The 25,088-nt window shown below is 56.3% G+C and carries 21 protein-coding genes; 11 read left to right on the forward strand and 10 right to left on the reverse strand.

The genetic code is table 11. The features are described 5' to 3' along the window. Nucleotides 1-124: 124 nt before the first annotated feature. Both ACK3SD_RS19085 and ACK3SD_RS19090 read right to left on the reverse strand, forming a co-directional pair. On the reverse strand, nucleotides 125-2,506 hold the full coding sequence (locus ACK3SD_RS19085) for a glycoside hydrolase family 3 N-terminal domain-containing protein (RefSeq protein WP_481127682.1): 2,382 nt from the start codon (nucleotides 2,504-2,506) through the stop codon (nucleotides 125-127). A gap of 9 nt (nucleotides 2,507-2,515) precedes the next feature. Then, nucleotides 2,516-3,910: an MFS transporter gene (locus ACK3SD_RS19090; protein ID WP_481127683.1), complete on the reverse strand. Its 1,395-nt coding sequence runs from the start codon at nucleotides 3,908-3,910 to the stop codon at nucleotides 2,516-2,518. A gap of 532 nt (nucleotides 3,911-4,442) precedes the next feature. Here ACK3SD_RS19090 and ACK3SD_RS19095 point away from each other — a divergent pair. The 6 genes from ACK3SD_RS19095 to ACK3SD_RS19120 all read left to right on the forward strand — a co-directional run bounded on the left by ACK3SD_RS19095 (nucleotide 4,443) and on the right by ACK3SD_RS19120 (nucleotide 11,462). Next, complete coding sequence (locus ACK3SD_RS19095; RefSeq protein ID WP_481127684.1) at nucleotides 4,443-5,504, forward strand: L,D-transpeptidase family protein; 1,062 nt, start codon at nucleotides 4,443-4,445, stop codon at nucleotides 5,502-5,504. Between the two features lie 105 nt (nucleotides 5,505-5,609). Beyond that, on the forward strand, nucleotides 5,610-6,065 hold the full coding sequence (locus ACK3SD_RS19100) for a DUF4385 domain-containing protein (RefSeq protein ID WP_481127685.1): 456 nt from the start codon (nucleotides 5,610-5,612) through the stop codon (nucleotides 6,063-6,065). A 611-nt stretch (nucleotides 6,066-6,676) separates the two neighbouring features. After that, complete coding sequence (locus tag ACK3SD_RS19105; RefSeq protein ID WP_481127686.1) at nucleotides 6,677-7,087, forward strand: H-NS family histone-like protein; 411 nt, start codon at nucleotides 6,677-6,679, stop codon at nucleotides 7,085-7,087. Nucleotides 7,088-7,984: 897 nt separating this feature from the next. Beyond that, nucleotides 7,985-9,172 (forward strand): M20 aminoacylase family protein, encoded by a 1,188-nt coding sequence (locus ACK3SD_RS19110; RefSeq protein ID WP_481127687.1) that lies wholly within the window; start codon nucleotides 7,985-7,987, stop codon nucleotides 9,170-9,172. A gap of 1,460 nt (nucleotides 9,173-10,632) precedes the next feature. Beyond that, entirely contained in the window at nucleotides 10,633-11,259 is a 627-nt protein-coding gene (gene parA / locus ACK3SD_RS19115; RefSeq protein ID WP_137765606.1) for a ParA family partition ATPase, read from the forward strand. Continuing rightward, nucleotides 11,256-11,462 (forward strand): plasmid partition protein ParG, encoded by a 207-nt coding sequence (locus ACK3SD_RS19120; RefSeq protein ID WP_137765607.1) that lies wholly within the window; start codon nucleotides 11,256-11,258, stop codon nucleotides 11,460-11,462. Before parA ends, ACK3SD_RS19120 begins: the two co-directional genes overlap by 4 nt. A gap of 551 nt (nucleotides 11,463-12,013) precedes the next feature. On the opposite strand, the gene ACK3SD_RS19125 is transcribed toward ACK3SD_RS19120, so the two are convergent. After that, a complete protein-coding gene (locus ACK3SD_RS19125) occupies nucleotides 12,014-12,190 on the reverse strand; it encodes a hypothetical protein (protein ID WP_481127688.1) in 177 nt (58 codons plus the stop codon). A gap of 491 nt (nucleotides 12,191-12,681) precedes the next feature. Between ACK3SD_RS19125 and ACK3SD_RS19130 the strand changes: the two genes are divergently transcribed. Further along, the gene (locus tag ACK3SD_RS19130) at nucleotides 12,682-13,674 is read left to right on the forward strand and encodes a replication initiation protein (RefSeq protein ID WP_481127689.1); all 993 of its coding nucleotides are present in this window, start codon (nucleotides 12,682-12,684) and stop codon (nucleotides 13,672-13,674) included. Nucleotides 13,675-13,991: 317 nt separating this feature from the next. On the opposite strand, the gene ACK3SD_RS19135 is transcribed toward ACK3SD_RS19130, so the two are convergent. Next, complete coding sequence (locus ACK3SD_RS19135; RefSeq protein WP_481127832.1) at nucleotides 13,992-15,140, reverse strand: YbfB/YjiJ family MFS transporter; 1,149 nt, start codon at nucleotides 15,138-15,140, stop codon at nucleotides 13,992-13,994. 105 nt (nucleotides 15,141-15,245) lie between these two features. Here ACK3SD_RS19135 and ACK3SD_RS19140 point away from each other — a divergent pair, with 105 nt between their 5' ends. Then, nucleotides 15,246-16,112, forward strand: a complete 867-nt coding sequence (locus tag ACK3SD_RS19140; RefSeq protein ID WP_137765609.1) for a LysR family transcriptional regulator — start codon at nucleotides 15,246-15,248, stop codon at nucleotides 16,110-16,112. A 327-nt stretch (nucleotides 16,113-16,439) separates the two neighbouring features. After that, nucleotides 16,440-17,243 (forward strand): alpha/beta hydrolase, encoded by an 804-nt coding sequence (locus ACK3SD_RS19145; protein WP_481127690.1) that lies wholly within the window; start codon nucleotides 16,440-16,442, stop codon nucleotides 17,241-17,243. A gap of 6 nt (nucleotides 17,244-17,249) precedes the next feature. Here ACK3SD_RS19145 and ACK3SD_RS19150 read toward each other — a convergent pair whose 3' ends face one another. From ACK3SD_RS19150 to ACK3SD_RS19175, 6 genes are read right to left on the reverse strand one after another with little or no spacing between them, the layout of a single operon-like run. Next, a complete protein-coding gene (locus tag ACK3SD_RS19150; RefSeq protein WP_481127691.1) occupies nucleotides 17,250-18,188 on the reverse strand; it encodes an HpcH/HpaI aldolase/citrate lyase family protein in 939 nt (312 codons plus the stop codon). A gap of 8 nt (nucleotides 18,189-18,196) precedes the next feature. Further along, a complete protein-coding gene (locus ACK3SD_RS19155; protein WP_481127692.1) occupies nucleotides 18,197-19,276 on the reverse strand; it encodes a cysteine protease StiP domain-containing protein in 1,080 nt (359 codons plus the stop codon). A gap of 13 nt (nucleotides 19,277-19,289) precedes the next feature. Beyond that, nucleotides 19,290-20,096 carry an HAD family hydrolase gene (locus tag ACK3SD_RS19160; protein WP_481127693.1) on the reverse strand — a complete coding sequence of 269 codons (807 nt, stop codon included), beginning with the start codon at nucleotides 20,094-20,096 and terminating at the stop codon, nucleotides 19,290-19,292. A 1-nt stretch (nucleotide 20,097) separates the two neighbouring features. Next, entirely contained in the window at nucleotides 20,098-21,228 is a 1,131-nt protein-coding gene (locus ACK3SD_RS19165; protein WP_481127694.1) for a phosphoribosyltransferase domain-containing protein, read from the reverse strand. Then, nucleotides 21,221-22,267, reverse strand: coding sequence for an ATP-grasp domain-containing protein (locus ACK3SD_RS19170; RefSeq protein ID WP_481127695.1), 1,047 nt, complete (start codon nucleotides 22,265-22,267; stop codon nucleotides 21,221-21,223). The genes ACK3SD_RS19165 and ACK3SD_RS19170 overlap by 8 nt, the downstream gene beginning before the upstream one ends. Further along, nucleotides 22,264-22,782: a transposase gene (locus ACK3SD_RS19175; protein WP_481127696.1), complete on the reverse strand. Its 519-nt coding sequence runs from the start codon at nucleotides 22,780-22,782 to the stop codon at nucleotides 22,264-22,266. Before ACK3SD_RS19175 ends, ACK3SD_RS19170 begins: the two co-directional genes overlap by 4 nt. Before the next feature lie 540 nt (nucleotides 22,783-23,322). Between ACK3SD_RS19175 and ACK3SD_RS19180 the strand changes: the two genes are divergently transcribed. After that, complete coding sequence (locus ACK3SD_RS19180) at nucleotides 23,323-23,910, forward strand: TerD family protein (protein WP_137765617.1); 588 nt, start codon at nucleotides 23,323-23,325, stop codon at nucleotides 23,908-23,910. A gap of 2 nt (nucleotides 23,911-23,912) precedes the next feature. After that, complete coding sequence (locus ACK3SD_RS19185; protein WP_481127697.1) at nucleotides 23,913-25,085, forward strand: TerD family protein; 1,173 nt, start codon at nucleotides 23,913-23,915, stop codon at nucleotides 25,083-25,085. Nucleotides 25,086-25,088 lie beyond the last annotated feature (3 nt).

Raw genomic sequence — 25,088 nt, forward strand, 5'->3', positions numbered from 1 at the left:
CTTTGTCCTAAATCTCCAAAAAACGGCGACAGCCTACCATTTTGTAAAAAATTTATTAAGTTCAATGCGTTAATGTGAAAAAATTCCCGCATCAGGGAGGGATGCGGGAAGATCTGGGCCGATTTTAGGCGCGCTCGACCTCACAATGGCTGACCATCCGCCAGGCGGAAGGCAGCACGTTCAACCCGCCGGTAACCCGCACCGTGGCGCGGCTACGGATGTCCGCGCTGGAAGCCCCCACCTGCAGCTCAAACTCGCCCGGCTCCACCACTCGCCGCCCTTGAGCATCGGTGAAGTTGAGCATGTCAGTCGGTAGCGTGAAGGTCAGGGTCGCGCGCTCGCCCGGCTGCAAGGTGACGCGCTGGAAGGCTTTCAGCTCCTGTACCGGGCGCACCAGCGAGGCCAGCCTGTCCCGCACGTAGAGTTGTACCACCTCACTGCCGGCGCGTGACCCGCTGTTGGTGATGCTGACCTGCGCGACCACCTCACCGTGGCGGTTCTCCACCTGCGCCGCACCCAGCCGCAGATCCGAGTAGTCAAAGGTAGTGCCGCTCAGGCCATAACCGAAGGGGTAGCGCGCGCCGAACTGGAAGGCGATGGGCGTACCACCACTCTTCAATTTATGGTTGTAGTAATAGGGCATCGCACCGGCGCTTTTCGGCACCGAAACCACCAACCGCCCGCTGGGGGCCTCCCGGCCACTGAGCAGATCGGTGATGGCGTGGCCGCCCTCCTGCCCCGGCGCGAAGGCCACCAGATAACCGGCCAGCCGATCCTCCAGCCCATTCAGGTAGTAGGGGCGGCCGCTGGTCATCACCACCACTGTCGGGGTGCCGGTCTCTACCACCGCCTCAAGTAGCGCCTGCTGGACGCCGGGCAGTTGCAGGCTGTCACTGTCAGAGCCTTCCCCCACCGTGCCGCTCTGGAACAGGCCCGCCAAATCGCCCACAAACACCAGCGCCACCTCGCTCTGGCGCGCCTGCTCCACGGCAGCGGCGATCAGGCTGCGATCCTGCGACACCGGAGAGCGCTGCAACGGCTTGCCGCTGTCGCCGGGAAACACCGGCGCACCGGCCTGGCGCTGCTCCAGAATGTGGCACCCCTTGGCGTAGCGGATTGCCCCCTCGCCATACGCCTGCCGCAGCGCTTGCAGCGGGGTGGTAATCTGCTCAGTTTGGGCGGTCATGTCGCTGATGATCAGGTGCACCGGGAAGCTGTAGCCGCTCAGCAGGGCTAAAGGATCATCGGCAGTTGGCCCAATCACTGCGATGCGCTGCCCGGCCTTCGGCAACAGCGGCAGGGTGCCGTCGTTCTCCAGCAGGGTGATGCCGCGCACCGCCGCCTGCCGGGCGAGTTGGCGGGTCTCCTGTTGTTGCAACGTCACCTGTGACTCCTCCACATAGGGGTGCTCAAACAGCCCGAGCCGGAATTTCTCTGTCAGGATGCGCGCCACAATCTCATCAATTTTGTCAGCGGAGATTAGCCCGCGCGCCTGCGCTTCCGCCAGATGGCGGGCGCAGTCATCTTTCGGCAGCTCAATATCCAACCCAGCGTTAAACGCCAGCGCCGCCGAGGCCGCCCCATCCGCACTCACGCCGTGGTGCTGGTGCAGCAGGCTGACGCCGCCGTAGTCCGCGACAATCAGGCCGTCAAAGCCCCAGCGCTCGCGCAGCACATCGGTCAGCAGGAAGTGGTCGCTATGGCACGGCTGGTTGTCGATGTCATGGTAGGCCGGCATCACCGAGCCGGCGTTCGCCAGTTTGACCGCCATCTCAAACGGTAGCAGGAAGGTGTCATTCAACTCGCGGAACCCCAGGTGCACCGGCGCGTGGTTGCGCGCCCCCTCACTGAAGGAGTGGCCGACAAAGTGCTTCAGCGTCGCCAGCAAATCGCGGTTTGGCCCCTGCAAGCCGCGCACATAGGCGGTCGCCATGATGCCCACCAGATAGGGGTCTTCGCCAAAGGTCTCTTCAGTCCGGCCCCAGCGCGCATCACGCGAGACATCCAGCACCGGTGCCAGACCTTGATGGCAACCGATACTCTTGGCCTCACGACGGATCGCGCCCGCCACCTGTTCAATCAGCGCCGGGTCCCAGGTCGCGCCGTAGCTCAGCGAGGAGGGAAACAGCGTGGCGTCACGGCACAGCAGCCCCACCAGACACTCCTCATGGAACATCGCCGGGATGCCCAGCCGCGTCTCCTCCACCAGACTCTTTTGCAGCCGGTTGAGTGCCCTCACGCCCTCATGCGCCTCCACAATATGGGTGCCGAGCGGCCGGGTAATCTGCCCGATGCCCCGCTTCAGGCGTGTGGCAAGATCGCCCTCCCCCTTTGAGCCAATAAAGCTGTCACTGAGGTCGTTACGGCTGCGGTGGTCACCCTCCGCAGAGAGAATCAGCCAGAGCGCGTGCATCTGGGCATACTTCTCCTCATCGGTCATGCGGGACAACAGATCTTCTACCCGCGCCGCAATCGGCTGCGAGGCGTCTTGATAAAGATGGGACATACTCTCTCCTTATATAAGGTGGGCGGAATCAGGGGCCGGCACCGTGGCTGGCGATTGGACGTTACGTTTTTTCGCCAACTCATCGGCGATACCGCGCACGTAACGGCTATTGAGCTTGTAGATGAACAGCAGGGATCCCATTGCGATAAACAGAAGGGAGGGCACCAGCGTGAACAGCGCATTGATGGTGGTGGTCACCAGTGCAGGCTGCTGCGCGGTAGCAGGCAGGTAGTCCACCATGCCCAGCACCCAGCCCACCACCGCCCCACCCAACGCCAGCCCAAGCTTGATGGCAAACAGCGCCGTCGAGAAGATCAGCCCATCCATCCGGCGGCCGCTGCGGTGCTCCTCATAATCCACCACATCCGAGAACATCGCCCACTGCAACGGGGTGCCGAGGTTTTGCACAAAGCAGAACAGCACATTCACGCCAAAGATCAGCCAGACGGCGGTGGGCGGCAGGAAGAAGATCGCCGCGCCAATCACCACGTAGGTGGCAATGGTCCAGCGGAAGGATTTCACCCGGTCAAAGCGGCCAAGCAGGGTCTCTGAGAGCAGCGCGCCAAACATCGCCGCCACCAGACTCGCCACAATGAAGGCGAACACCAGATCCGGCCGCAACATCACATATTTGACGTAGTAGATGGTGGCGGAGCCGCGCGTCACCACCGCCAACAGCAGCAACACGTTAAAGGCAAAGACGATGCGCCACTGGTGGTTCTGCCACAGGAGCTTGAGGTCGCCCCGCAGGGTATGGCGTGTGTCGCGCGGCGAGTGGTAGCGTTCTTTGGTCATGGCGAAGCAGCAGAAAAACAGCACCACGCCCAGCAGCCCCATTAGGCTCATGGCATAGAAGTAGCCGCGCCGGGTGTCGCCATCGCCCAGCCAGGAGACCATCGGCAGGGCGATGACCGTCACCACCAGCCCGCCGATAAAGGCGAGCGCGAAACGCCATGACTGGAGCGAGTGGCGCTCGCGCGGATCGAGTGTCAAGGAGCCGGGCATGGCGCAGTAGGGGACGTTGATCGCGGAGTAGACCAGACTCAACAGGCTGTAGGTCACGCAGGCGTAGATCGTTTTAAGCGTCGGTGATACATCCGGCACGTAGAAGGTGATCAGGCAGCAGACGCCAAACGGGATGGCCATCCACAGCAGCCAGGGGCGGAACTTGCCGTGCCGCGTCTGCGTGCGATCCACCAACGAGCCGATGCAGGGGTCAATCAGCGCATCCACCGCGCGCACCACCAGAAACATGGTGCCCATGACGGCGGCAGGCAGGCCGAAAACATCCGTATAAAAGTAGGCCAGAAACAGGGTGGCCGTTTGCCAAACCAGCGCGCTGGCCATATCGCCCAGGCCATAGCCAATCTTGTCACTGAGGGTCAGAGCAGGGTAACGGGTCATATTTATCTTCTCGTCTGAGGTCAAAAAGATAACGGCCTGTGGCCACCGCGTTATTTTTTGACGGCGCCCGATTCGTCGGCGCACTGCCAGCGAGCGGGCTTCGTGATGATGGTCTGAGGGCAGGCCGGGCCTGCGCATTCGGGAGGAAGTATGGCGTTGCACCTTTCTTTGCGACAATTGAGAAAATTAACAGCTTGTTTACGTTTTCTTGCTTTATTTACGCTTTGTGACCGAGCGCAACCCTACCTGTTGTAAGGGACTGGCAAGCCATCAAATATTTCAGAGCCCTCTCTTAAAGCTTGAGGTCAGTGAGGGCTGTTATACTTCCTGACAGGTTAATTAAATTGTTTGATTAACAAACAGTGGCGGCCGGTCAATAAACCTTTATAATCTCTGCCCGCAAATAGGATGGGTTACCTGTTTGAACCTGGAACGCGACCTTGTAAAACGACACTTAGCAGTCGGGCCTGATGCCCGGCTGTAACATCAACCACCCTGCCAATCTGGCATTAACAATCAACGAAAAGACATTATGAGCATTCGCGCGTTATTCACAGTGATCTTCGCAGTGGTCGCCTATAGCCAGGCAGCCTTTGCGGTAGTCTATCCGCTACCGGCCAAGAACAGCCGCCTGGTAGGCGAGAACATCGTTATCGATGTGCCGAACGACAGCACCCAACCGCTGGAGCACTTTGCCGCCCAGTTCCAGATGGGTCTGAGCAATATGATGGAAGCCAACCCCGGCGTTGACCCGCTGCTGCCGAAAGCCGGTAGCCAGCTGGTGATCCCCCAGCAATTGATCCTGCCGGACACCCCGCGTGAAGGTATCATCATCAACAGTGCTGAAATGCGCCTCTACTACTACCCGAAAGGCACCAACACCGTAGTGGTACTGCCAATCGGCATTGGTGAACTGGGCAAAGACACCCCGGTTGACTGGGTGACCTCTGTACAGCGCAAGAAAGATGGCCCGACCTGGACGCCAACCAAAGCCATGCATGCCGAGTACGCGGCGCGCGGCGAAACCTTGCCAGAGGTCTTCCCGGCAGGCCCGGACAACCCGATGGGCCTCTATGCGCTCTACGTTGGCCGCCTGTACGCCATCCACGGCACCAACGCCAACTTCGGCATTGGCCTGCGCGTCAGCCACGGTTGTGTGCGTCTGCGTGACAATGACATCAAGTGGCTGTTTGAGAATGTGCCAGTAGGTACGCGCGTCCAATTCATCAATGAGCCGGTGAAGGCTACCGTAGAACCGGACGGCTCCCGCTATGTGGAAGTCCACAACCCGCTCTCTGAAAACGAAGAGCAGTGGAAATCCAAGGATCCGGTGCCCGTGTCCCTGACCCCGGCGGTGAGCAAAGTGATCTCTGATGCCAGCGTCAACACCACTGATGTGGATCAGGCGATTGAAACCCGCTCCGGGATGCCGGTGAAGGTCAATGGCCTGCATGACGCACAGCCTGCGCAGCCGGAACAACCGGAAGCACAGCCTGAAGCCGTGCCGCAGCCGCCAGTGATCCAACCGGTCACGACCGAGCCAACCGCCCCGGCTGAGACCCAGCCTGCGGTGACCGAGCCAAGCGCCGGTTAAGCATTTACCCCTCGATGACGGGAGCCAACAGGCTCCCGTTTTTTTTCTCCCGCTCCGCTTTGCTACGCTTAAGGTAGTTATCCAAGCCCAAGGAGCGCCATCGCTATGCCCTTTCCTCCCTTCAATTACGAGCAGGACTTTACCACCATCGATTTTCGCCAACACCCGGAGCTGTATCAGGTCGGACGCGGCGAACAGGGCGTATTGCTGGTAGAACCCTATAAAAGCGAAATTTTGCCGCACTGGCGCTTTCGTACTGTGCCAATTGCCGAGGCTTCCGCGGAGGCGATTTACCAGCTGTTTGAGGCATACCGCAAGGCAGATGACTTTGTCGGTATGGATATGGCACGCAAATTCATCCAGATGGGTTATACGCGCGCACGCCGCTATGCCAACCATAAGGGCGGCCGTAAATATGATCCGCAGGGCGAGGTGTTGCCCTACAGCGTAAATGAGGAGAAAGCGGCGGCCGCTGCCGTGTTCAAAGCCTATTGGGACCGGTTACGTGAGGATGAGGATTACCTGCGGCGTAAAAAAGCCCATCAGCAAGCCTATGGATAATATGACGGCTGGCGGCCTTTGCCGGTCGCCACTGTTAGCCAGGATAACACATATAATCATTGCCTTAGCCCAGCCCTACCGCGCATAAGCCTGCATTTTCGAAAGTCGCCATTGGTCGGCGAGCCAGACATATCGGCGGCGGGCAGCGTAAGAAAGGGTAAATAGCCCATTATTTATTGCTGTTGAGTTCAGGTTTAACTATTCCGCTTATCCTGCCCATTTTTCGCCTCTGGCCGCTGATTATTTGCCGCTGACCACGCCAGTGACTTATCCAGACAATAAGCAACCTGTGCTAATCGTCACGAAAGCAGAACCGGCTGGCATGATTCCACCTGTGAATAATCCCCTGCTGGCAATTGCATTTAAGGGCGAAGGTTGGCGTGACCGGCCTGATGTTGCAGCCAAACCAATATTAATCCGCCCGGCACGCGTTACCGGTTTTGCTATATAAATGCGCATGAGGGAAATAAAATTTTTACGCTTTTTTTTACAATCAACCTTTGCCTAATAGGGGAAGTTATGTTTACAATTATAACCAAAGAAACAACGCGACATCGGTTACTCAATAGTATGCGCGTTATTACTGGTTTAACCAAACTAATGGATATGATATGAGCGATACTTTGAAGGTTCTGAACAACATTCGTACTCTGCGAGCACAAGCGCGTGAAGTTTCTTTGCAAGAGCTGGAAGAGATGCTTTCCAAGCTGGAATCCGTTGTCTCTGAGCGCCGTGATGAAGAACAATCCATGCTGGCAGAGCAGAAAGAGCGTGAAGACAAGCTGGCTAAATACCGCGAAATGCTGCTGGCCGACGGTATTGATCCAAGCGATCTGATGGCTATCGAAGCCAGCAAAGGTAAAACCGGTAAAGCTAAGCGTGCACCGCGTCCGGCTAAATATGAATACACCGATGAAAAAGGTGAGCAAAAGACCTGGACCGGCCAGGGCCGCACCCCAGCAGCCATTAAAGAGGCGCTGGATGCGGGTAAAACTCTCGAGAGTTTCCTAATCAAGCAGTAAAAATTTCTTAAAAATGAATGGCTTCATGCTGTACCTGTCATATCCTTCACAGCAGGCAAATGCCTTTCACGTTTAAAGTGTTTTATTAAGCGGCCTGTGTTTACAGGCCGTTTTTTTATCGTTACTTTCTAAGAAAAATTGAGTTTTTTAGGCTAACCTGTCAGGTCATAGATGCCATTCTGCACGCACTCATCCTAATTTTTCTGATTTGATGCAAATATATCATTAAAAAACCTGTGCTTTTTTATCTATCAATGTAAGCACTTCCCGGCAGCACATAAAAAGCATTGCTCATCACCAGGCGGATACAAAATTAGGGTTATTCTTACTCTGACAATAATGTTAACAACTTAGCTTTTTTACTTATCAAATCGGGTAAATTCAGAAATCTCCCATCGGGCCATAGCTTCGGTCATCGAAAATTTTGGCGGTTCGCTTACTGTTCGAATTATGATGCGCCAAAATAATCCAATGTTAACATTGGCACATCCGACCTCAGCGAAAACGTACCTAGCCACGAAAAGGTTATCAGCGTCCGTTTTCCTGTCAGGCATTTTTTCAAAAACAGTGGCTCGGTTTGTGTAATTTTACCTGAATAGATACCGGACATACTGCGCCTCCCGATGCCCGCTTATGCCGTTATTACCTCATCTCCGGCCCAACCCTTTAAAACGACCAGCGATGGGAATGCATCAATTGCGCTCACCGGGCAGGCTTATATCGTAAACAGTACCTGCCATTGTGTAGAAAATGTCCAGCCTGATATTTTGGTTAAATCGCGCTACCTAGGATTTGATATCTTCTATGCTTGATGCAGCGCTCCGCAAGGTAAGCGTTTTGTTTCCCGGCAAAAATGTTCTTTATGCGCGATCCCCTTGAATCACACAGGAGCACGTAATGGCCCTTCCCTATGCGCTGATTGCAGAAGCAATATCCTGGCGCCATGAATTTCATGCTTACCCGGAATTGGGTTTTCAGGAGCATCATACCTCTCGGCGGATTGCAGAGTTATTGGAGACTTTCGGCTTTGAGGTGCACTGTGGCCTGGCTGGCACTGGCGTGGTAGGCACGCTTAGAAACGGCCCTGGCGCGACAATCGGCCTGCGAGCGGATATGGATGCCCTGCCCATTCAGGAACGCTTTCAGCAGCCATACAGCTCCACGCTTGCGGGCCAAATGCATGCTTGCGGCCATGATGGCCATATGGCGATGTTATTGGGCGCAGCCAGACACCTTAGCCAGACGCGTCATTTCTCCGGGACGCTGCATCTAGTTTTTCAGCCGGCTGAAGAGAATTTGGCAGGGGCGCGCAAGATGATTGAGGATGGTCTCTTCCGCCTGTTCCCAATGGATGCCATTTTTGGAATGCACAACTGGCCCGGATTGCCACAGGGGCACGTCGCGCTTAACAATGGTGCCATGATGGCCTCACTTGATACCTTCGAGGTAACGTTGACCGGCAAAGGCTGCCACGCTGCTATGCCCGATGAGGGCGCGGATCCGCTGGTCGCAGCTGCCGAGCTGATTTTGGCCCTACAGACGATCCCAGCAAGGCGTTTATCCCCTCTTGATTCCGCGGTCATCAGCGTGACTCAACTTAGCGCTGGCGAGGCCATCAATGTCATTCCAGAACGAGCGGTATTGAAAGGAACGGTCCGCTGCCTACATGCCAACGTCCGTGACCGGGTGGAGACACTGATTGGGGAATTCGTTACCCATTTACCACAGTCGTTTGGTGTGCGTGGGGAGATGCATTACCAACGCGGTTATCCGGTGACACTCAACCATGCTGACTGGGCAGAGAAAGTACGTTGTGCTGCAGAGCGAGTGGTCGGCAAGGATCATGTTCACTGGGGAATCAATCCCTCTATGGCGTCGGAGGATTTTGCTTTTATGCTTCGCGCCTGCCCCGGTGCCTATTTCTGGTTGGGTGCCGACAAGGCAGCGCCCTCCCCTCCCCTGCACAGCGCATGTTTTGATTTCAACGATGATTTAATTGAAACAGGCGTTGCCCTGTGGGTAGAACTGGCGGAACAGCTTCTACCGCATAGGCTTGTCAATCAGGCATCCCCCTTTCCCAGCTGAGCATCACCTCATAATCCTGCAATCCCAAGATTACAGGATTATGGGATTACAGGATTACAGGATTACAGGATTATGGGATTGTGGGATTGTGGGATTGTGGGATTGTGGGATTGTGGGATTGTGGGATTGTGGGATTGTCGCACTCCAAAAGCACAGGCGTACAGAAAATCTTTCCACATAGCATGTGCGACCGCAGATAGGCTGGTTTGATGACAAAATGTTCATTGCTGTAAGGTGTAGTGGGCCTAAAAAAGATAGGTGGAGAAATTTCCTGTCATCCTGTCATCCTGTCATCCTGTCATCCTGTCATCCTGTCATCCTGTCATCCTGTCATCCTGTCATCCTGTCATCCTGTCATCCTGTCATCCTGTCATCCTGTCATCCTGTCATCCTGTCATCCTGTCATCCTGTCATCCTGTCATCTCAGGATGCTGGGATTCCAGGATTCTCGCTGTCAAACAATAATCCTGTAATCTTGGAATCCTGTAATCATAGGATTATAAGATGCTGTGATGCTGTGATGCTGTGATGCTGTGATGCTGTGATGCTGTGATGCTGTGATGCTGTGCAGAGAGTTCTCTACTACATCCGGTCTGACAAGTGATACATCTCCAACGAGTATCCTGTAATCCTGGGATTATAGGATTCTATGATGCACGTAGGCGTAGCCATGTTCACGAGCAGCAATGGGGGCATAGTGCCTACAGGAAATCCTTCCACCTTGGCCTTATCACGCTGCAAACGCCCGCTGTGCGCGAGCGGTGCCATGCCTTTTCCATCACCGCGATCAATGAGTCATTAGGTACTTCAGACCCTGTCGCTTCTGTACACTAACCTTCCGATTCTCGCCAAAAACAAAGGTGGAGAGATTTTCTGCTTCCGAAAAAATTCGATTCTTTGCCAACAAACCATTTTCCGTAAAAGATTCCATAATCCCAGGATTCCGTAATCTTTCATATTATGACGTTTTTATGACAGGCGAGTTTTTTCATGGCCGAAAAGTGTCATCTGGCGAGGATTCCAGCATCTTAGAATCCTGTAATCCTGGGATAAATATAAATTTTTTTGGCTACAAAAAACGATCAGGAAATTCACTAAATTGGTTTGGGCAGGGACAGGAAATCGCTCCACCTTTGCCTTGCATGGAACAGGCAATACCCGCCTGACTGCCTGCCATTACAAGTGCGAGAAAGCCCGGTTACTCGGCTTCACCCACCCTCCGATGAGGATTCCATAATCCTAGGATTCCAGGATTATCAAGCCAATTATTTTACGCTCAATGCAGGTAGAATCAGGCTTGATCACAGAATCCTGGAATCCCAGAATCCTAGGATTCTGTAATCATTGCCATTGAACCCCTTGATAACTTTCTTTATAGTAGCGCTTCATTCCCGCATCCTGTAATCCTAGGATGGGAGAATCACAGAATCCTGGAATCCTGAGATTATGAAGGTGAGCTCATGGCAGCAAAAATCATCTCTTTCCTGAACGGAAAGGGTGGGGTAGGGAAAACCACAACCTCCGTCAACGTCGCGACCTGCTTGGCGAGACAAGGTCACAAAGTCGTGATGGTGGACACCGATCCCCAGGGCAGTATCAGCAACTGGTACGAAGAGGAAAAATGCCAATTTGACCTGGCGGAAGCGGCCTCTGAAAAAGAGGTATACACCGTTCGCAAGCAGCTCAAGGAGTATGACTACGTCATCATCGATGGCGCGGCAGCCATCTCCGCCATCTCCTCTGCGGCCGTGATGGTGAGCGATCTGGTGTTGATACCTGTGACACCCTCTCCCCTCGATTTTGCTGCATGTGGTGCCATCCTGGCAGTGGTTGAAGCGCGGGAGAACCTCCAACCTATCGTTGCGCGCTTCCTCATCACCAAAAAAGTGGCTTCTGCCAAGATGCTGGAAGTGCTGAAAGAGTCGATTGCGGACACCGGCGTGCCTGCGCTGAAAACCGGTACGACCCAGCGTCAAGTCTATATCCGCACCATGCTGGATGGTGGCACCGTCTTCGACACCACAGATGGCAATGCCAAGGGTGAAATCGAGATCATCACCAAAGAGATTCTGGAGTTGCTCGCATGAAGATGAAACTTGGTCAACACAAGCAGCTGGCACCCGCCTTAGATGCGGTTGCCAAGCCCTCAGCGGCGCAGAAGAAGCTACAGACGAACATTGACGAGGATCTTCATCGTCGCTTCAAGACGACCTGTTTCCTGAAGGATCGTGAGATGCGCGATGTATTAACCGAATTGATCCAGGGTTGGCTTGCCCACAACGAGCAGTGATCGCCTATCGGGGCCACACCGGCCCTGCTCTTACAAAAACGGGCTAATGCCTGCTTCATCCAGGAACCCTCCTGAAAGATCCCTTTAAGATCCAAGATCAAAATAGTCTTTATCTCTTTTTAATTTTAGATCTTTCTCTTTAAGGGCACATTTAGCTTTTTAAGATCAAACGGTTGCAATGATATATGTGGAGAGATTTCCTGCTACAGGTGGAGAGATTTCCTGTTATACGTGGAGAGATTTCCTGTTATATGTGGAATTTTTTCCTGTGGATAACTTTTTGATTTAATTAGCCTTCTATATGTGGAATCTTTTCCTGTTGATAACTTTCATGCGATCCTAATCATTTCACCCGGATTTAGGATATTTATTACTCTTTTCCCCCCTGCTGCCCCCCTCTGATGTGGAGTCATTTCCTGCCCCGCTGTGGCCGTTTTTGGCATTGATAAGTGGACAACCTGTTACGTGATCCCGTAATAACTCCTTGAAGTGATGGTGCTTCTCAAAACCAGATTACGTGGAAAAATTTGCTGTTAGCAGTGCACTTACTCTTATGTGGAGAGATTTCCTGTCATCACTAAAAACAGGGCAAAATGCTTTTTCTCACTCTGTACACTAAGCCACTGGCTGAGCCGGATATTGGCAAGCCATATTTGCCTGCTATTTCGCAAATCTATAGGTGGAGTGATTTCCTGTTCATCCTTCTTGGCCCGCCAGGTTACTGTCACGTGGAGAAATTTCCTGTTGCCTCTGCCGCCGCTTAAAGGTGGAGGAATTTCCTGTTGCTCCTTCAGCCCAGCCGCCAGCGGAGGCCAGCTGCAATAGGTGGAGAGATTTCCTGTTCTGGATATTCGCGCCCAAACACTGTCCGTTATCCAGGCTCGCCTGTTAAAGGTGGAGACTTTTCCTGTTCTCCAGGCCCCCTTGACCTATGGGTACAGCAGACGTGGAGGGATTTCCTGTCGACGAAAGGGGAGGGCAGGGCGGTGATGGGGTAAAGGTGGAGAAATTTCCTGTCAAAAGGGGGAGTCATTGGCCGGGATCGCGGTGGGGATCGAACTGCGATCAAAATCACTATGTGGAGAAATTTCCTGTAACCGCTATGAGTTGGGGAAAAAATTAATAATTAAAACAGTTGATTACAGATAATATTTTCTCTTTACGCTTTTATTTTTTATGTGGAATAATTTAAATACATTCCACTTAAGGATCCTGCTTCATGGAACTCAACAAACTTACTGTGGTTCAGGGCAACGATCTGCTTGAAGGCGCCTACAGTGTGACACTGGATGAGATGCGGTTGCTCAACCTGGCGCTGGCGCAAATTGATAGCAGGAAACCTCAGCCTGACACGCTTTACCGTCTTTTTCCCCAGGATTATCAGCGTATCTATGGGGTTAACCCCACCAGCAGCCACCGGCAGCTACGGGAAGCGGCGGAAAGCCTGATGAAAAAGCCGGTGACGATCTACAAACCGGATGTCAAAACCGGCAAGATCCGTACCGTGCAACTCTCCTGGTTCTCACGCCTGGAGTATGTCAGCAGCGACGATCACAGCGCCGTGGTGCTGCGTTTCGGGCAGGATGTCGCCCCCTATCTGTATGAGCTGAAGGAGTCCTTCACCAAGCTCAATTTCACCAATATCGCCAAACTCGATACCCCCTTCTCCGTGCGACTCTATGGCTGGTTGATCAAAGCCAAGAATCTCTATGGCCGACGCAGTAGCAAAGCCGTGGAGGTGACGCTCGATCTCGGTTGGATGCGTGAGAAAGCCGGGCTAGTCGGCAAGTATGAAGATTACCGTGATTTCCGGCAGAAGCTGCTTGAGCCAACCATCAATCGCATCAACGCCAATACCGACATTTCCGTCGTTTGGGAACCCATCAAAAGTGGCCGCACCATTGTTGCCATCAAATTTGCTTACATGGATGAATCCTCCCCGGAAGCGAGCAAACCGCTGCGTCCGCGTCTGCCGCGCCGCCCGAGGGCCGTTGCGGGGTCGGATCTCGAAGGGGAGTGGGCACGCAGTTGCATTGAGATTTTTGAGGAGTATCGCGCGCGGTTACTGGCCTATGACAAAGCGGAGAAAGCCACCCTGCCAGACCTGCGGAAGTTAGCAAGCTGGTACAAAATCGTGGGTGATAAAGTGGCGCAGAAAGCGGTAATGGCGGAAGTGAATACCCGGACCAAACGGGCTCCTGCAAAAAGTTGATATGGGTCACAGGGGGTGGGAGAGCGCTTGTTGGGCATCTCACCCAAGTAACGCACAGAGTTATCCCCCGTTTCTGTGAATAACTTTTATAAGTTTGAACAAATCCAAAAATTACAAGTGAAATATTGTACATTTAGCGCGCTATAGCGCTTTTCTTTTTGCCCATCTTATGATGACGCAATACGTCATTCTCACGTGCTTCTCACCCTCTGCTCCCTACCCAGTGACCGCCATTACAGCAGCTTAGCGTGACAGAAAAATGATGCGCCGCAGAATAAAAAAGGCCGCTTGTGCGGCCTGAAGTGAATAGAGCAGAATTATTTTGCTTGGGTAGCTTCAAGGCCAGGGGACGGACGATTGGAAGCGGTGAGCGCCGCTGCGGCAATCAGGCCCACTGCAGCCACACCCAGTGCCAGCGAGAGCGACCCGAACAGGTGCACACTGGCGGAAGAGACCAGTGGGCCAACCAGTTGGCCGGTGGCATAGCCCGTGGTCAGGATGCCTACTACCCGCGCGGTCTGGGCGGGCGCGATCTCACGGCCCATTCGCATACTGAGCTGCATGATTGCCAGGAAACCGCCCCCGGTCAGCAGCGTACCGGTGACCAGCCCTGCCATGCCCGGGAACGCCACCACCGAGGCAACGCCGATTGCCTGAAGCACCAGCGTCAGCGTCAGCCGGAAGCGGGTAGACAGGCGAGTGCCGAGGAAAATCACGGCAGCCACACCCAGCATTGCTGCCAGTCCAAACATCGGCCAGAAAAGCGCGGCCAGCGTACTGCCGGGGAACATCACATTTGCCAACTGTGAGAGGAAGGTAGCTGGCAGGATGTAGCCAAAACCGGCAAGGGTGTAGGTCACCAGCAGTTTTTTCAACGCCGGAGACCAGCTTAGCGGGGCGGCTGTGCCCGCCTGCGGTCGATGGATTTCCGTTGGCAGTGAGGTGCGAAACAGCAGGGCGATCAGCAATGCCACGCCGCCATAGACCAGCCACCCCTGCTCGGAGGAGGCGTCGGCATGGGCCAGCACCCACGCGAGAATGCCGGTCAGCATAATGCCCGCGCCCGGCCCGGAAAAGACGGCGGCAGATAGGCGAGGGGCGTTGAATACGGCCAGCCGATCCTGTGTCCAGGCTGTGATGATGATCAGCGCCCACGCGCCGCCCAATCCGGCCAGAAAGCGCAAAATCGCCTGCAAGGTAAAATCAGGCGTAAAGGCTGAAAGCAGGGTGGCGGCAACCGTCATCCAGATGCCTACGCGCAGGTGCAGCGCGTGGCGCTGGTTAAGGCGCATGGCATAGATGGCCCCTACCAGATAACCGATATAGTTCATGGAAGCCAGCAGGCCAGCCGATGAGAGCGAGATAATCTGCTCCTGTAACATCAGCGGCAGTTGGGGGGTTAAGGAGAACCGCCCCATGCCCATGACAGCAATTAATGTAAAAAACCCGGTAAGGGCGACGCGCATCTGTGACACAACACTCTCCAAAAAAATAGCAGGCAGGTAGCCTATCCAGCGCATCAATTCTTGTATAATGAATAATAGTTAAAAACTTATTCTTTAGGTGAGAAGATGGACTTTACACAGCTTGAGTATTTTCGAACCGCCGCCACGCTAGGATCGATCACCGGTGCCGCGCGGCAATTGCACAAAGTGCCCTCCAATATCACCACCCGTATCCGGCAGCTGGAGGAGGAGCTGGGCTGCCAATTGTTCATCCGTGAGAAGCAGCGCATCTACCTCTCTGCCGAAGGGCGGGATTTTCTGGGATATGCCACCCGGCTGCTGGAATTGGCAGAGGAGGGGCGACGTTCGATACAGCGCCAGGAGCCTGGCGGGTTATTTACCCTGGGCGCGGTGGAGAGCACCGCAGCCATTCACTTGCCTGATGTCATGGCAGCGTACCATAATCGCTACCCCCAGGTGACGTTGGAGTTGTTTACCGGCTTGTCAGATGAGGTGACGGAAGATGTCCTGAACTGGCGTTATGCCGCCGCCTTTACAGATGTGATGACCCTGCCGTCAGAGCTGGAGGGCATCCCGCTCTATAAAGAGAAGATGGTGTTGATCTCGGCCCATGACCACGCGCCCATTCAGGGGCCGCAGGATGTCCGGGAAGATGCGGTCTTCGCGTTCCGCAATACCTGCTCCTATCGCCGGCGGCTCGGTAACTGGTTCGCGCAGGGAAATGTCCAACCTAAAAGGATTGTGGAGATTGAGTCCTACCACAGTATGCTGGCGTGCGTCAGCACCGGCGCGGGCATCGCGATGATTTTGGAGTCGGTGCTGAACTCCCTGCCGGGGGCCACGCGCGTCAAAACCCATACGTTGCAAGATGAGGATATGTTCGCGGACATCTGGCTCATCTGGCGCAAGGGCACCCGCAACACCAACCTCGACGCATTAATTGACGTGCTGGGGAAAACGGCAGACAAATAATCCTGTAATCCTGTAATCCTGTAATCCTGTAATCCTGTAATCCTGTAATCCTGTGATTTCAGGATTATGGTGTAGATATCGCCCCTTTCCTGGAAGCCGCGCACGCTATGACGGCGGCGGTTACGTTAAGTAAATGATAATTATTAGCACTCTCATTAATGGCTGTGCTACTGTTCTGCCGTCAAAAAATCACTCATCTCTCTCGCCAATGGCGGGGACGTTACAGTCAGGGAGCAACGGATGCGCACGCTTTTCCTTCTTCTCGGGTTATGTGTTACCACCGCCACACTGGCGGCCGGGCAGGGTTATGTATTGCCAGGATCGCAGGTGGAAATCCTGCATTCTGAAAATGGTGACTATCAAATCATGACCTACGTTCCGCCGGGCAATGCGCCCGCCGGGGGGTGGCCGGTCATCTATTTATTGGATGGCAATGCTGCCTTTGCGCCAGCGGCCAGCATGATGGCGTCGTACTCTTGCAGCCGCTGCCCAATGCAGCCGGGTGTGGTGGTAGCGATTGGCTATCCGGGTAAATCACGTCGCGATCAGGATTACCGCCCCGCCACCCAAGAGGTCAAGCTGGAGAGCAACCCGGCTGGCGGCACCTATGATCCGGGCGCACCGGGCAATGCCCAAGCCTTTACCCGTTTTGTGATGCAGGAGTTGAAGCCGCACATCGAAACGCAATTGCCGATCGATCATCAACGTCAGGCGCTGTTTGGTCACTCCTACGGTGGCCTCTACACGCTCTATACTGCGCTGACGCAGCCAGACGCCTTTCAGCACTTCTATGCCGCCAGCCCCTCGGTTTGGTGGAACAACCGTTACCTAATGACGCTGGCGAAACAGCCGCCGAAAAAGTGGCCAGAGCGGCTACGGCTGACGGTCGGGGAGTATGAGCAGTCATTGCAGCAAAGTGAGATGCAGTTGCCAGTGGAGCAGCGCGAGGTACTGGCGCGCCACCGCCAGCAGCGAGCCATGGTAGATGGCGTGCGTGAATTGGCGTGGTCATTGCAGGCGATGCCAGAGGGTGCCCGCCACGTCAGCTTTATGCTCTATCCGGGCCAGTCACACATGACGGTCATGCCGCTGGCCCTACAGGATGCGCTGCTGGATCACTTCGCGCGCTAGGGGGCTTTATCCGGCGTGGTTGATGCGTTCGGCCTCGCCGGAGGGGCTTTCCGCATAGCCATATTTTTGCCCCTGCTGGATGATGCGGTGCGCCCAGTTGACATGGGTGGCTGGCTCGCACATTGCCCCATCGGACTTGAATACCGCGCTGTCGGCATTCAGGATGCGCAATGCCTCCTGGTAGTCCCGTGGCGCGACTTTCAGGGCGGCATGAATAATGGGGATCTGGCTGGGATGAATGGCAGTCTTGCCCACCAGCCCATGCAAAATGTCCTGTTTCAGCTCCTGACGCAGCATGTCCGGTGAGTCGATCAACTCACAGACTGGCGAGGTGAGGGCAAACCCGCGTGATCCAAACACGCTGACCAGCATTTTAATCACATAACCTAACGGCCCCTCATACAGCGTATGGTCTTTGCTGCGCCTCAGCCCCAGTACGCTCATCAAATCATTGCCGCCAATTCGCAATGCCAGTACCCGGTCGGCCGCGCGCTGGTGCAGCGCCTCCGCCAGCAACTGCATCTGTGCGACGTCATAGACCCGCGCATCCTCCAGAGTGGGCATCCAGCGCAGGTGGCTATGTGCGGTGATCGCCAACCAGCGATCCAGATCGGCGAGGGTAAATTTGGGCAGCACCAGCCCGGTCACCACATTGAGGCAGAGCGCGCTGTCAGCCACCAGGGCAGCGGCCATGTCAGGATGGCGTGGGCGAATAAACAACAGCGGGCGCGGCTCGATGGGGGAGTCGGCAAGCTGTGCCAGCGTCCCCCGCAGGTTGACCAGCGCCTGTGGGATATCGCGCTCCAGCACCGCATCCTCCAGACAGATCACCATAGAGAGCAATTCCGGGTACTTCTCGCCACGGGCAATCGCCAGCAATTGGGGATGGGTGGCCGGTACATACAGGGTGGCACCCAAATCGTTAGGCGTGATAGTTTCCATCATCCTCATCCTTACACGACTTTTCTGATAATGGTGACAGCCCGGTAAATCCCGATGGCCTCGCCAACCTCTTCGACCTGGATACCAGCCTCCTCCGCGAGGTGAACCAGCAGGGCCACGTCGGCATCCGCTTTATTGCTGACCAGCACATGATCCGGCACCCGGCGCATCACCGCTCGGGTGGCCTCGGCGATGCCGGGTTTAATGCGGTTAAGGGAATCAACCCGGTAGGTCTCCGCCAGCATGGCGAGCACCCGCTCGCTTAAGTGGCGGCGCAGGGTGCGTCGCTCGGGGTCAGGCCGCGCGGCCGCCACCGGTTGGCTCTGCTGCGCGCGCAGGGCATCAATCTCCGCGACAAACTGGCGGCTGATGTCATGGGCAAGCAGGTGGCGGCAGTACATCGCGCCATGAAATTCGCCCTCGCGCCATAACGAGCGGCTGACCAGTCCGGAGACCGGCGCGCCGAGGATGCCGGACGGCATCAGCCAATCCTCGCCGGAGGCAGAGAGCCAGGCGCAGCCGCCAGGGTCGGCCAGCACCGCCAGCCGTGGCGGATGACCAAACGCTGGCAGCGGGGCCAGCGACGCCGCTAGCTCACGCGAAATGGCGCCCTTGCCCGTCCAGCCATCAACAAACACCACCCCGGCGCTGCCATGTTTCTGGGTGATGTGCGCCAACGCCGTTTGATCGAGTCCGCGATCGCGGATGATGCTGACGCCATAGTGCACTGCGTCGATGCTCAGATCCCGCAGGGTATGCAGCAGGCAGACGCCCAGCGGTACCCCGGCGCGCACCAGCGAGACCAGCACCAGCGGGCGGGCGCTGACCTGTTCCGCCAGGCCCAGCGCCAGCGCGGTCACCTCTTGGGCAATGCGCGGGCCAAACTGCGCCATCGCCTGCTGGTAGATGGCCTGATGCGCCGCCGACGGCGTCGGCTCCTCAGAGAGCATCTCTGAATAGTGTTTGTCGCCCCGCTGGATCAAACGCTCCTTCTCCTCAACCGGGGTGTAATCCACCTCGACCGGCGAGAGCAGGAACGTAATGTCCGACGCATCATAAGAGCCCGAGGTCAGGGCGAAGGGGGTATGCATAATCACTCCTTAATCAATGCCGCGACAGGGCATCCTGCAACAGGGTCAGCAACTGGCTGCGCTGGGGCAGCGCCAGAAAGTCACACTGCTGCATAAAACTGAAATCCGTCAGGCTATCGCCAAAGCCGAGCACTGGCCGATCAGGCGCATGTTCATGCAGCCGCGCCAGCAGATAGCGCACGGCGTGGCCCTTGTCGACGCAGTTGGGCAACCAGGCGATATTATTGCCATTACGGTGGACGTAGAACCCATTCAGATCAAAGGTTTGTGCCACCCAGTCGGCATAGCGGTTGAGCGCCTCCAGCTGGCTGCTCTCCTTCACCTTCATCACCAGATAGATGGGGATGCCATACTCCTGGCACATCCGGCACCAGCCGGGCGCGGTAGGCAGATGGGCATCCTGCGCCTGCGGGTCGGCCAACAGCGTTGAGACATGCTGTTGCAGTGCCGCCAGCCGAGTCTGGTAGGGCGCAAGCTGCGCGCTGATCTGCGCCTGCCAATCGGCATCCGGCTCGCCCTGTGGTGTCAAAATCACCGCGCCGTGGGTCGTGATGGCGTAGGAATCAAAAGGGATGCAGACCCGCGCCAGTTCATCAGTGCCGCGCGCGGTGACCGGGATGGTCTCCGCCTGTGCCAGCATCCACTGCACCAGATTGGCCTGCCGCGCCATCATAAAGCTGCGCGGGGCGAGATCCCTGTCCAGCGCGCCGACGGCCAAGGGTTGCTGCGCCTGCGGGCCAGGGATCTTGCGCAGGGTCTGAAACAGGGTGTCGTCCAGATCGGTAAAGATGATCGGGCGGGTAAATGCGTCGTGCGGCATATCAGCCCTCGTGGATGTGCAGGTGTGGGAAGCGTGCCAAAAAAGCCGGATCCCACGCGGAGGCGGGTGTCTCGGTACAAAGGATCACCCGGTCATAGGCGGCTGGATCGACGTTATAGAGGTACATCGGTACGCCCAGACCATAGTGATCCTGGAAGCTTATCGCCTGCTCAATGGCCAGCCCCGGCGAGACCGGGGAGCGGGTGGTGGAGCCAAATTTGACCTGCGCCCCTTGGTTCTCCAGCCATTCGGCCAGCAGGAACGGCTGCCAGACATACTCCCCAGAGCCAAGCACCAGAATGCGTTCACCGGGGCAGGGGGCCGGCAGGTGCAGCAGGCGCTCCACCTCGTCAACGCCCATCCGCCCCCAGCGATCCGCCAGCCTGTTCAGTGGCTGGCTGCCACGCGCGGTAATGTTGACCTGCGGGGCATCCAGCACCACCGGCGTGCTGGCCGGTGTCCAGCGCCAGCGGCCGGTAGCGAGCGAGACCGCGCTGACCGGCAGGGCGATCTGCCCGCCCAGCGCATTGGCTGACCAGTCTGTCAGGGTGGCGGTGACCACCTGCCGCAACTGGGTAAGCCCGGCATCGTGCAGCGCACGGTAGAGGTTGAGGAAGGTTTTGCCGGTGGTGGCCTCGTCATCCACCATCACCAACGTACGGGCCTGCTGCACCTGTTCACGCAGGGCAGGGTGGGTAGGCTGATGCACCAGATGCGCCGTGGCGTGGCTGTGCTCCTCCTCAAAACGGCAGAGCAGATCGCCACCGAGCGGGTGGCGGGTGGTGGTCAGCAGGATCGCCTGCTCACCGCGCGCGCGCAGGGCGGCATGGACACCCGCTGCCAGCCCGACCGCCGTCTCCGCCATGCCCATCACCAGCAGCGGGCCGGGCAGGTTGGCGGGGATCTGGTCGGCCAGATCGCTAAAGGCTTTGCGCATCAGGCGGGGCGGGCAGGGGATATGGCGACCCAGCACCTTGCTGACAAACAGAAAGGCGCGCCGCGGATTGCGGCGCTGTGCCATAGAGAACAGCGTGTCGGCGCTCCATCCCGGCTGGCAAAAAAGGTCCAGCGACATCTTGCCCGCCGGCAGGCTGGCCTCCAGGTGTTCTTCGTGACCGTGGGCATTACGCATGGTGTGACTCGCTGGCAGGAACCGGAATAGCCTCTTCCACGATACGCACCGTGGTATGGCGGAGTTGTTGGCGGGGAAGCGTTAACCCCAGCCGATCGGCCATCATGATGGCCGGTAAATTGATGCCGCTTTGCAGGCCATAGGCGACCCCGCCGCTGGGGCGCAAATTGCATTCCAGCACGCGCGGGCGGCCATCATCACCGGCCCGCGTCTGGACGTTGATCAACCCATCTGCCTGAAGCAGCGCCGCGACGCGACAGGCCAATTCAACCTCCTCGCCGTGCTCAAACAGCGTTTGCATCGGGCCATCTTTACGACGCCCAAGTGCCGCCTGTACCTGCCCACGGCGCGCCACCAGATCGATGCTGCACTCCGGGCCGGGCAGATAGGGCATGACGATCATGGGTTGTTTCAGGCCGCCGCTTTGGGCCAGCGCGTCAAGATAGGTTTCGGTACGGATGCGGCGGGAGTCTGGCGCCTCCAGCATCAAACTGGCCGGTGCTTCATCGTCCAACTGCCAATAGCCAAGGCCATAGATGCCGGTATTGGGTTTGATGCACAAGCGCGGGTAGCGGGCCTTCAGCGTCTGCAACGTGTCGCGCAGCGCCTCCAGGTTCTCCACGCGTACCGCCGGGGTGTGCGGAATGCCCTGTGCAATCAATGCCTCGGTGAAGGCCGCTTTGTCATCCGCAAGTGCCTGTGAGGCTGGCCTGGTCGCACCCGTGATTAACTGCACACCGGTAGCCTCAATCTCCTGCCGATGGGCTTCAAACCAACGGCCCGGCTTGCCGGTGTGGATGACCCTGACGTGATAAGCCGCAACGGTTTCCCGTATAAACTCCAGCCGTTGCACCGGGTCAGACGGCTCGCGCAGCGCAATATCGGCACACTGGGTGATCTCTGGCCGGTACTGCCGGTGTGAGGCGATAATGCTCAATGGCTGGCCATGGGCATCCTGCCAGCCGTAGTGGCGAATCGCCTCGCGCAAGCCTTGGATTATCCCGCGTTGGGATGAGAATCCCTCCATCAACCACATCATGACTGTTGCTCCCGGCGGTTCTTGGCGATCAACGCGGAGAGCGTGGAGGCAGCGGCAGGCACCTCGCCAATGGAGTGGGCACCATAGCCCCGCAACCATAAGCCAGACTTACGGTTTCCGGTTATTTCGCCCAGCTGTTTGGCACTGTGGGTTTTAAGGGCATTGACCAACATTGACAATTCAGTACCTGGCGACATAGTGAGCCGCAGCTCCACCCCCTCATGCAGCAGGTCAAGGTGATCGATCACGAAGGGAAGATTGCGTGCGCAATGGGGGATGATCTCCTGCAGCAACTGCCGTTCCCGCACCTGAACACTGTCTGGTGACCCAAACGCGAAAATGAGCTGCATCTTGATGTCAAAGATATTGTATCTGTTGGCTTTTATCATTGTTGTCCCTTTCTGAAGCAACAGGAATACCGCCTGACAACTAAGAAAGTTTTTTTCAAAGGCCGACAGACGTATTGATTCAGATTTCACAGAAAAGAGTGCGGTGTGGATCGAAGAATCTTCCACGTTTCATCTTTATAGTTGGCAAGATAGTTGGCAGATAAATCAATGTCATTTACTTATCTTTGCAAAACATGTCAATAAATGTAATTTTATTTCTACTTATTTAAATAGAACAATGTAAATCGTCGGGAAATGAGAGCCGAAAGGTACTTGTTTTAATCAAAAAATAGTCAGGCTTGATGAATTAATAAATCAAACAAGAATAATCAAGCAACGATTTACTGTAAAAAAAGTTTTTATTACATAGATTTACACAAAGCGCAAAACGCCAAAGAGGAGTTTGTTACAGTCGTTACCATTTACTCCGTGACTATTGCAATCACGGTCAGTTTTTATAGTTTAATCATTTGATGTGTAAATCAATAAACCTTTCCTAAACAACTCAGACTATTTCTTGTAATACTGTCGCCAGACCGATTTATTTGCAGGTTAACAGGTGTGAATCAATCTATTTATGGCTAATGAGTAACCCGTCATAAAAGATTCACTTGTTGGCACTGAATGCATTTGCACACGCTTATCTTCACAGCAAGGAGTTTCGTGATGGCTATTTCGCTAAGTAAAAACCAGTCGGTGTCCTTGACCAAGGAGTCAGGATCAACCGTCACCGCGGTTCATGTGGGCCTCGGCTGGGATGCGGTAAAAAGCAAAGGGCTGTTCGGCCTGTTTGGCGGCGGTGGCGGTGACATCGACCTGGATGCCTCCTGCGTCATGCTGGACAGCACCGGGCGCGAGGTGGATACCGTCTGGTTCCGCAAGCTTGAGTCAGATTGCGGGGCGGTGGTGCACAGCGGTGATAACCGTACTGGCGCGGGTGACGGGGATGATGAGGTGATCACCATCAATTTGCGCCGCGTGCCTTCAGAGGTGCAGCACCTGGCGTTCACCGTCAACAGCTTCACTGGTCAGAACTTTACTAAAGTGGAAAATGCCGGGGTGCGCATCCTCGATCAGGCCAATAAAGAGCTGGCCACCTACAATCTGGCGCAGAAAGGGGAGCATACCGCGCTGTTTATCGCCTCGCTCTCCCGCACCGGCGGCGACTGGCAGTTCAAGGCGCACGGTATCCCGGCCAATGGCCGTACCATTGAGAGCATGATCCCGATGATCGTGCGCGAGCTGGCGGGGTAACCATGGCGACCCAACTGATTGCCGGCGGCAATGCCGCCGTGCCAAACACCACGGTCATCATCCGCATCAAGAGCGGCGTGGCCGCGGATGTCTCCGCGTTTCGCCTGAACGAACAGGGCAAAACTCGCCAGGATGACGATTTTGTCTTCTACGGCCAGAAACAGAGCCAGGATCGCTCGCTGATCCTGCTGACCGAGGGCGAAACCAGCGCCTTCTCCGTGAACCTCAGCGCGCTGCCCGCCGACGTGCAGAAAGTGGCCTTCACCATTACGCCGGAGGGTGGTCAGTCAGTGCAGGCGCTGCGCTCCCTTTCCGTGGGTGTTGAGTACAACGGCCAGCCGCAACTGGCGGGCGAGGTGGATCTGGCGGGGCGCCGCGAGGCGGCGCTGATCCTCGGCGAACTGTATCGCCGCAACGGCGAGTGGAAATTCCGCTTTGTCGCGCAGGGCTTCAATGGCGGGCTGCAACCGCTGGCCGAGCACTATGGCGTGACCATTGATGAGGCCGCGGAGGAGTCCCCCGCGCCAGCGCCAGCTCCCGCACCGGCCCCGAAACCCGCGCCAATCAACCTCAGCAAGGTGACGCTGACCAAAGAGCAGCCGACCATCAACCTGACCAAGTCGGTCAACCTGAGCAAGAGCCAGGGCTTCGGCCGTATCCGCGTCAACCTGAACTGGAACCGCGGCAGCGGCGGCGGCTTCTTCAACAAGCTCAACGCCATTGACCTCGATCTCGGCGCTTACGTCCGCCTGAAAAATGGTGAGAAAGACCTGATTCAGGCGCTCGGCAACCGCTTCGGTGATTTTGACCGCTTCCCCTATGTGCACCTGGAGGGCGATGACCGCACTGGCTCCCGCTCTGAAGGCGAGTGGCTGAACATCAATGGCGCGCATTGGGATGAGATTGCCGAGGTGGTGGTGTTCGCCTTCATCTATAAGGGCGTGCCGAACTGGGCGAAAACCGACGGCGTGGTCACGCTGCAACTGCCAGAGCAGCCGCCGATTGAGACCCGCCTCACCGAAGGCGGCAGCCGCAACATGATGTGCGCCATCGCCCGGCTAGAGAACACCCAGGGCACCCTGAAGGTGGAGCGCCTGAATGACTATTTCGCCGGCCATGAGCCGATGGATAAAGCCTACGGTTGGGGTTTCAACTGGCGGGCAGGCAGCAAGTAATCT

The organism is Chimaeribacter sp. YP20170169, assembly GCF_056739715.1.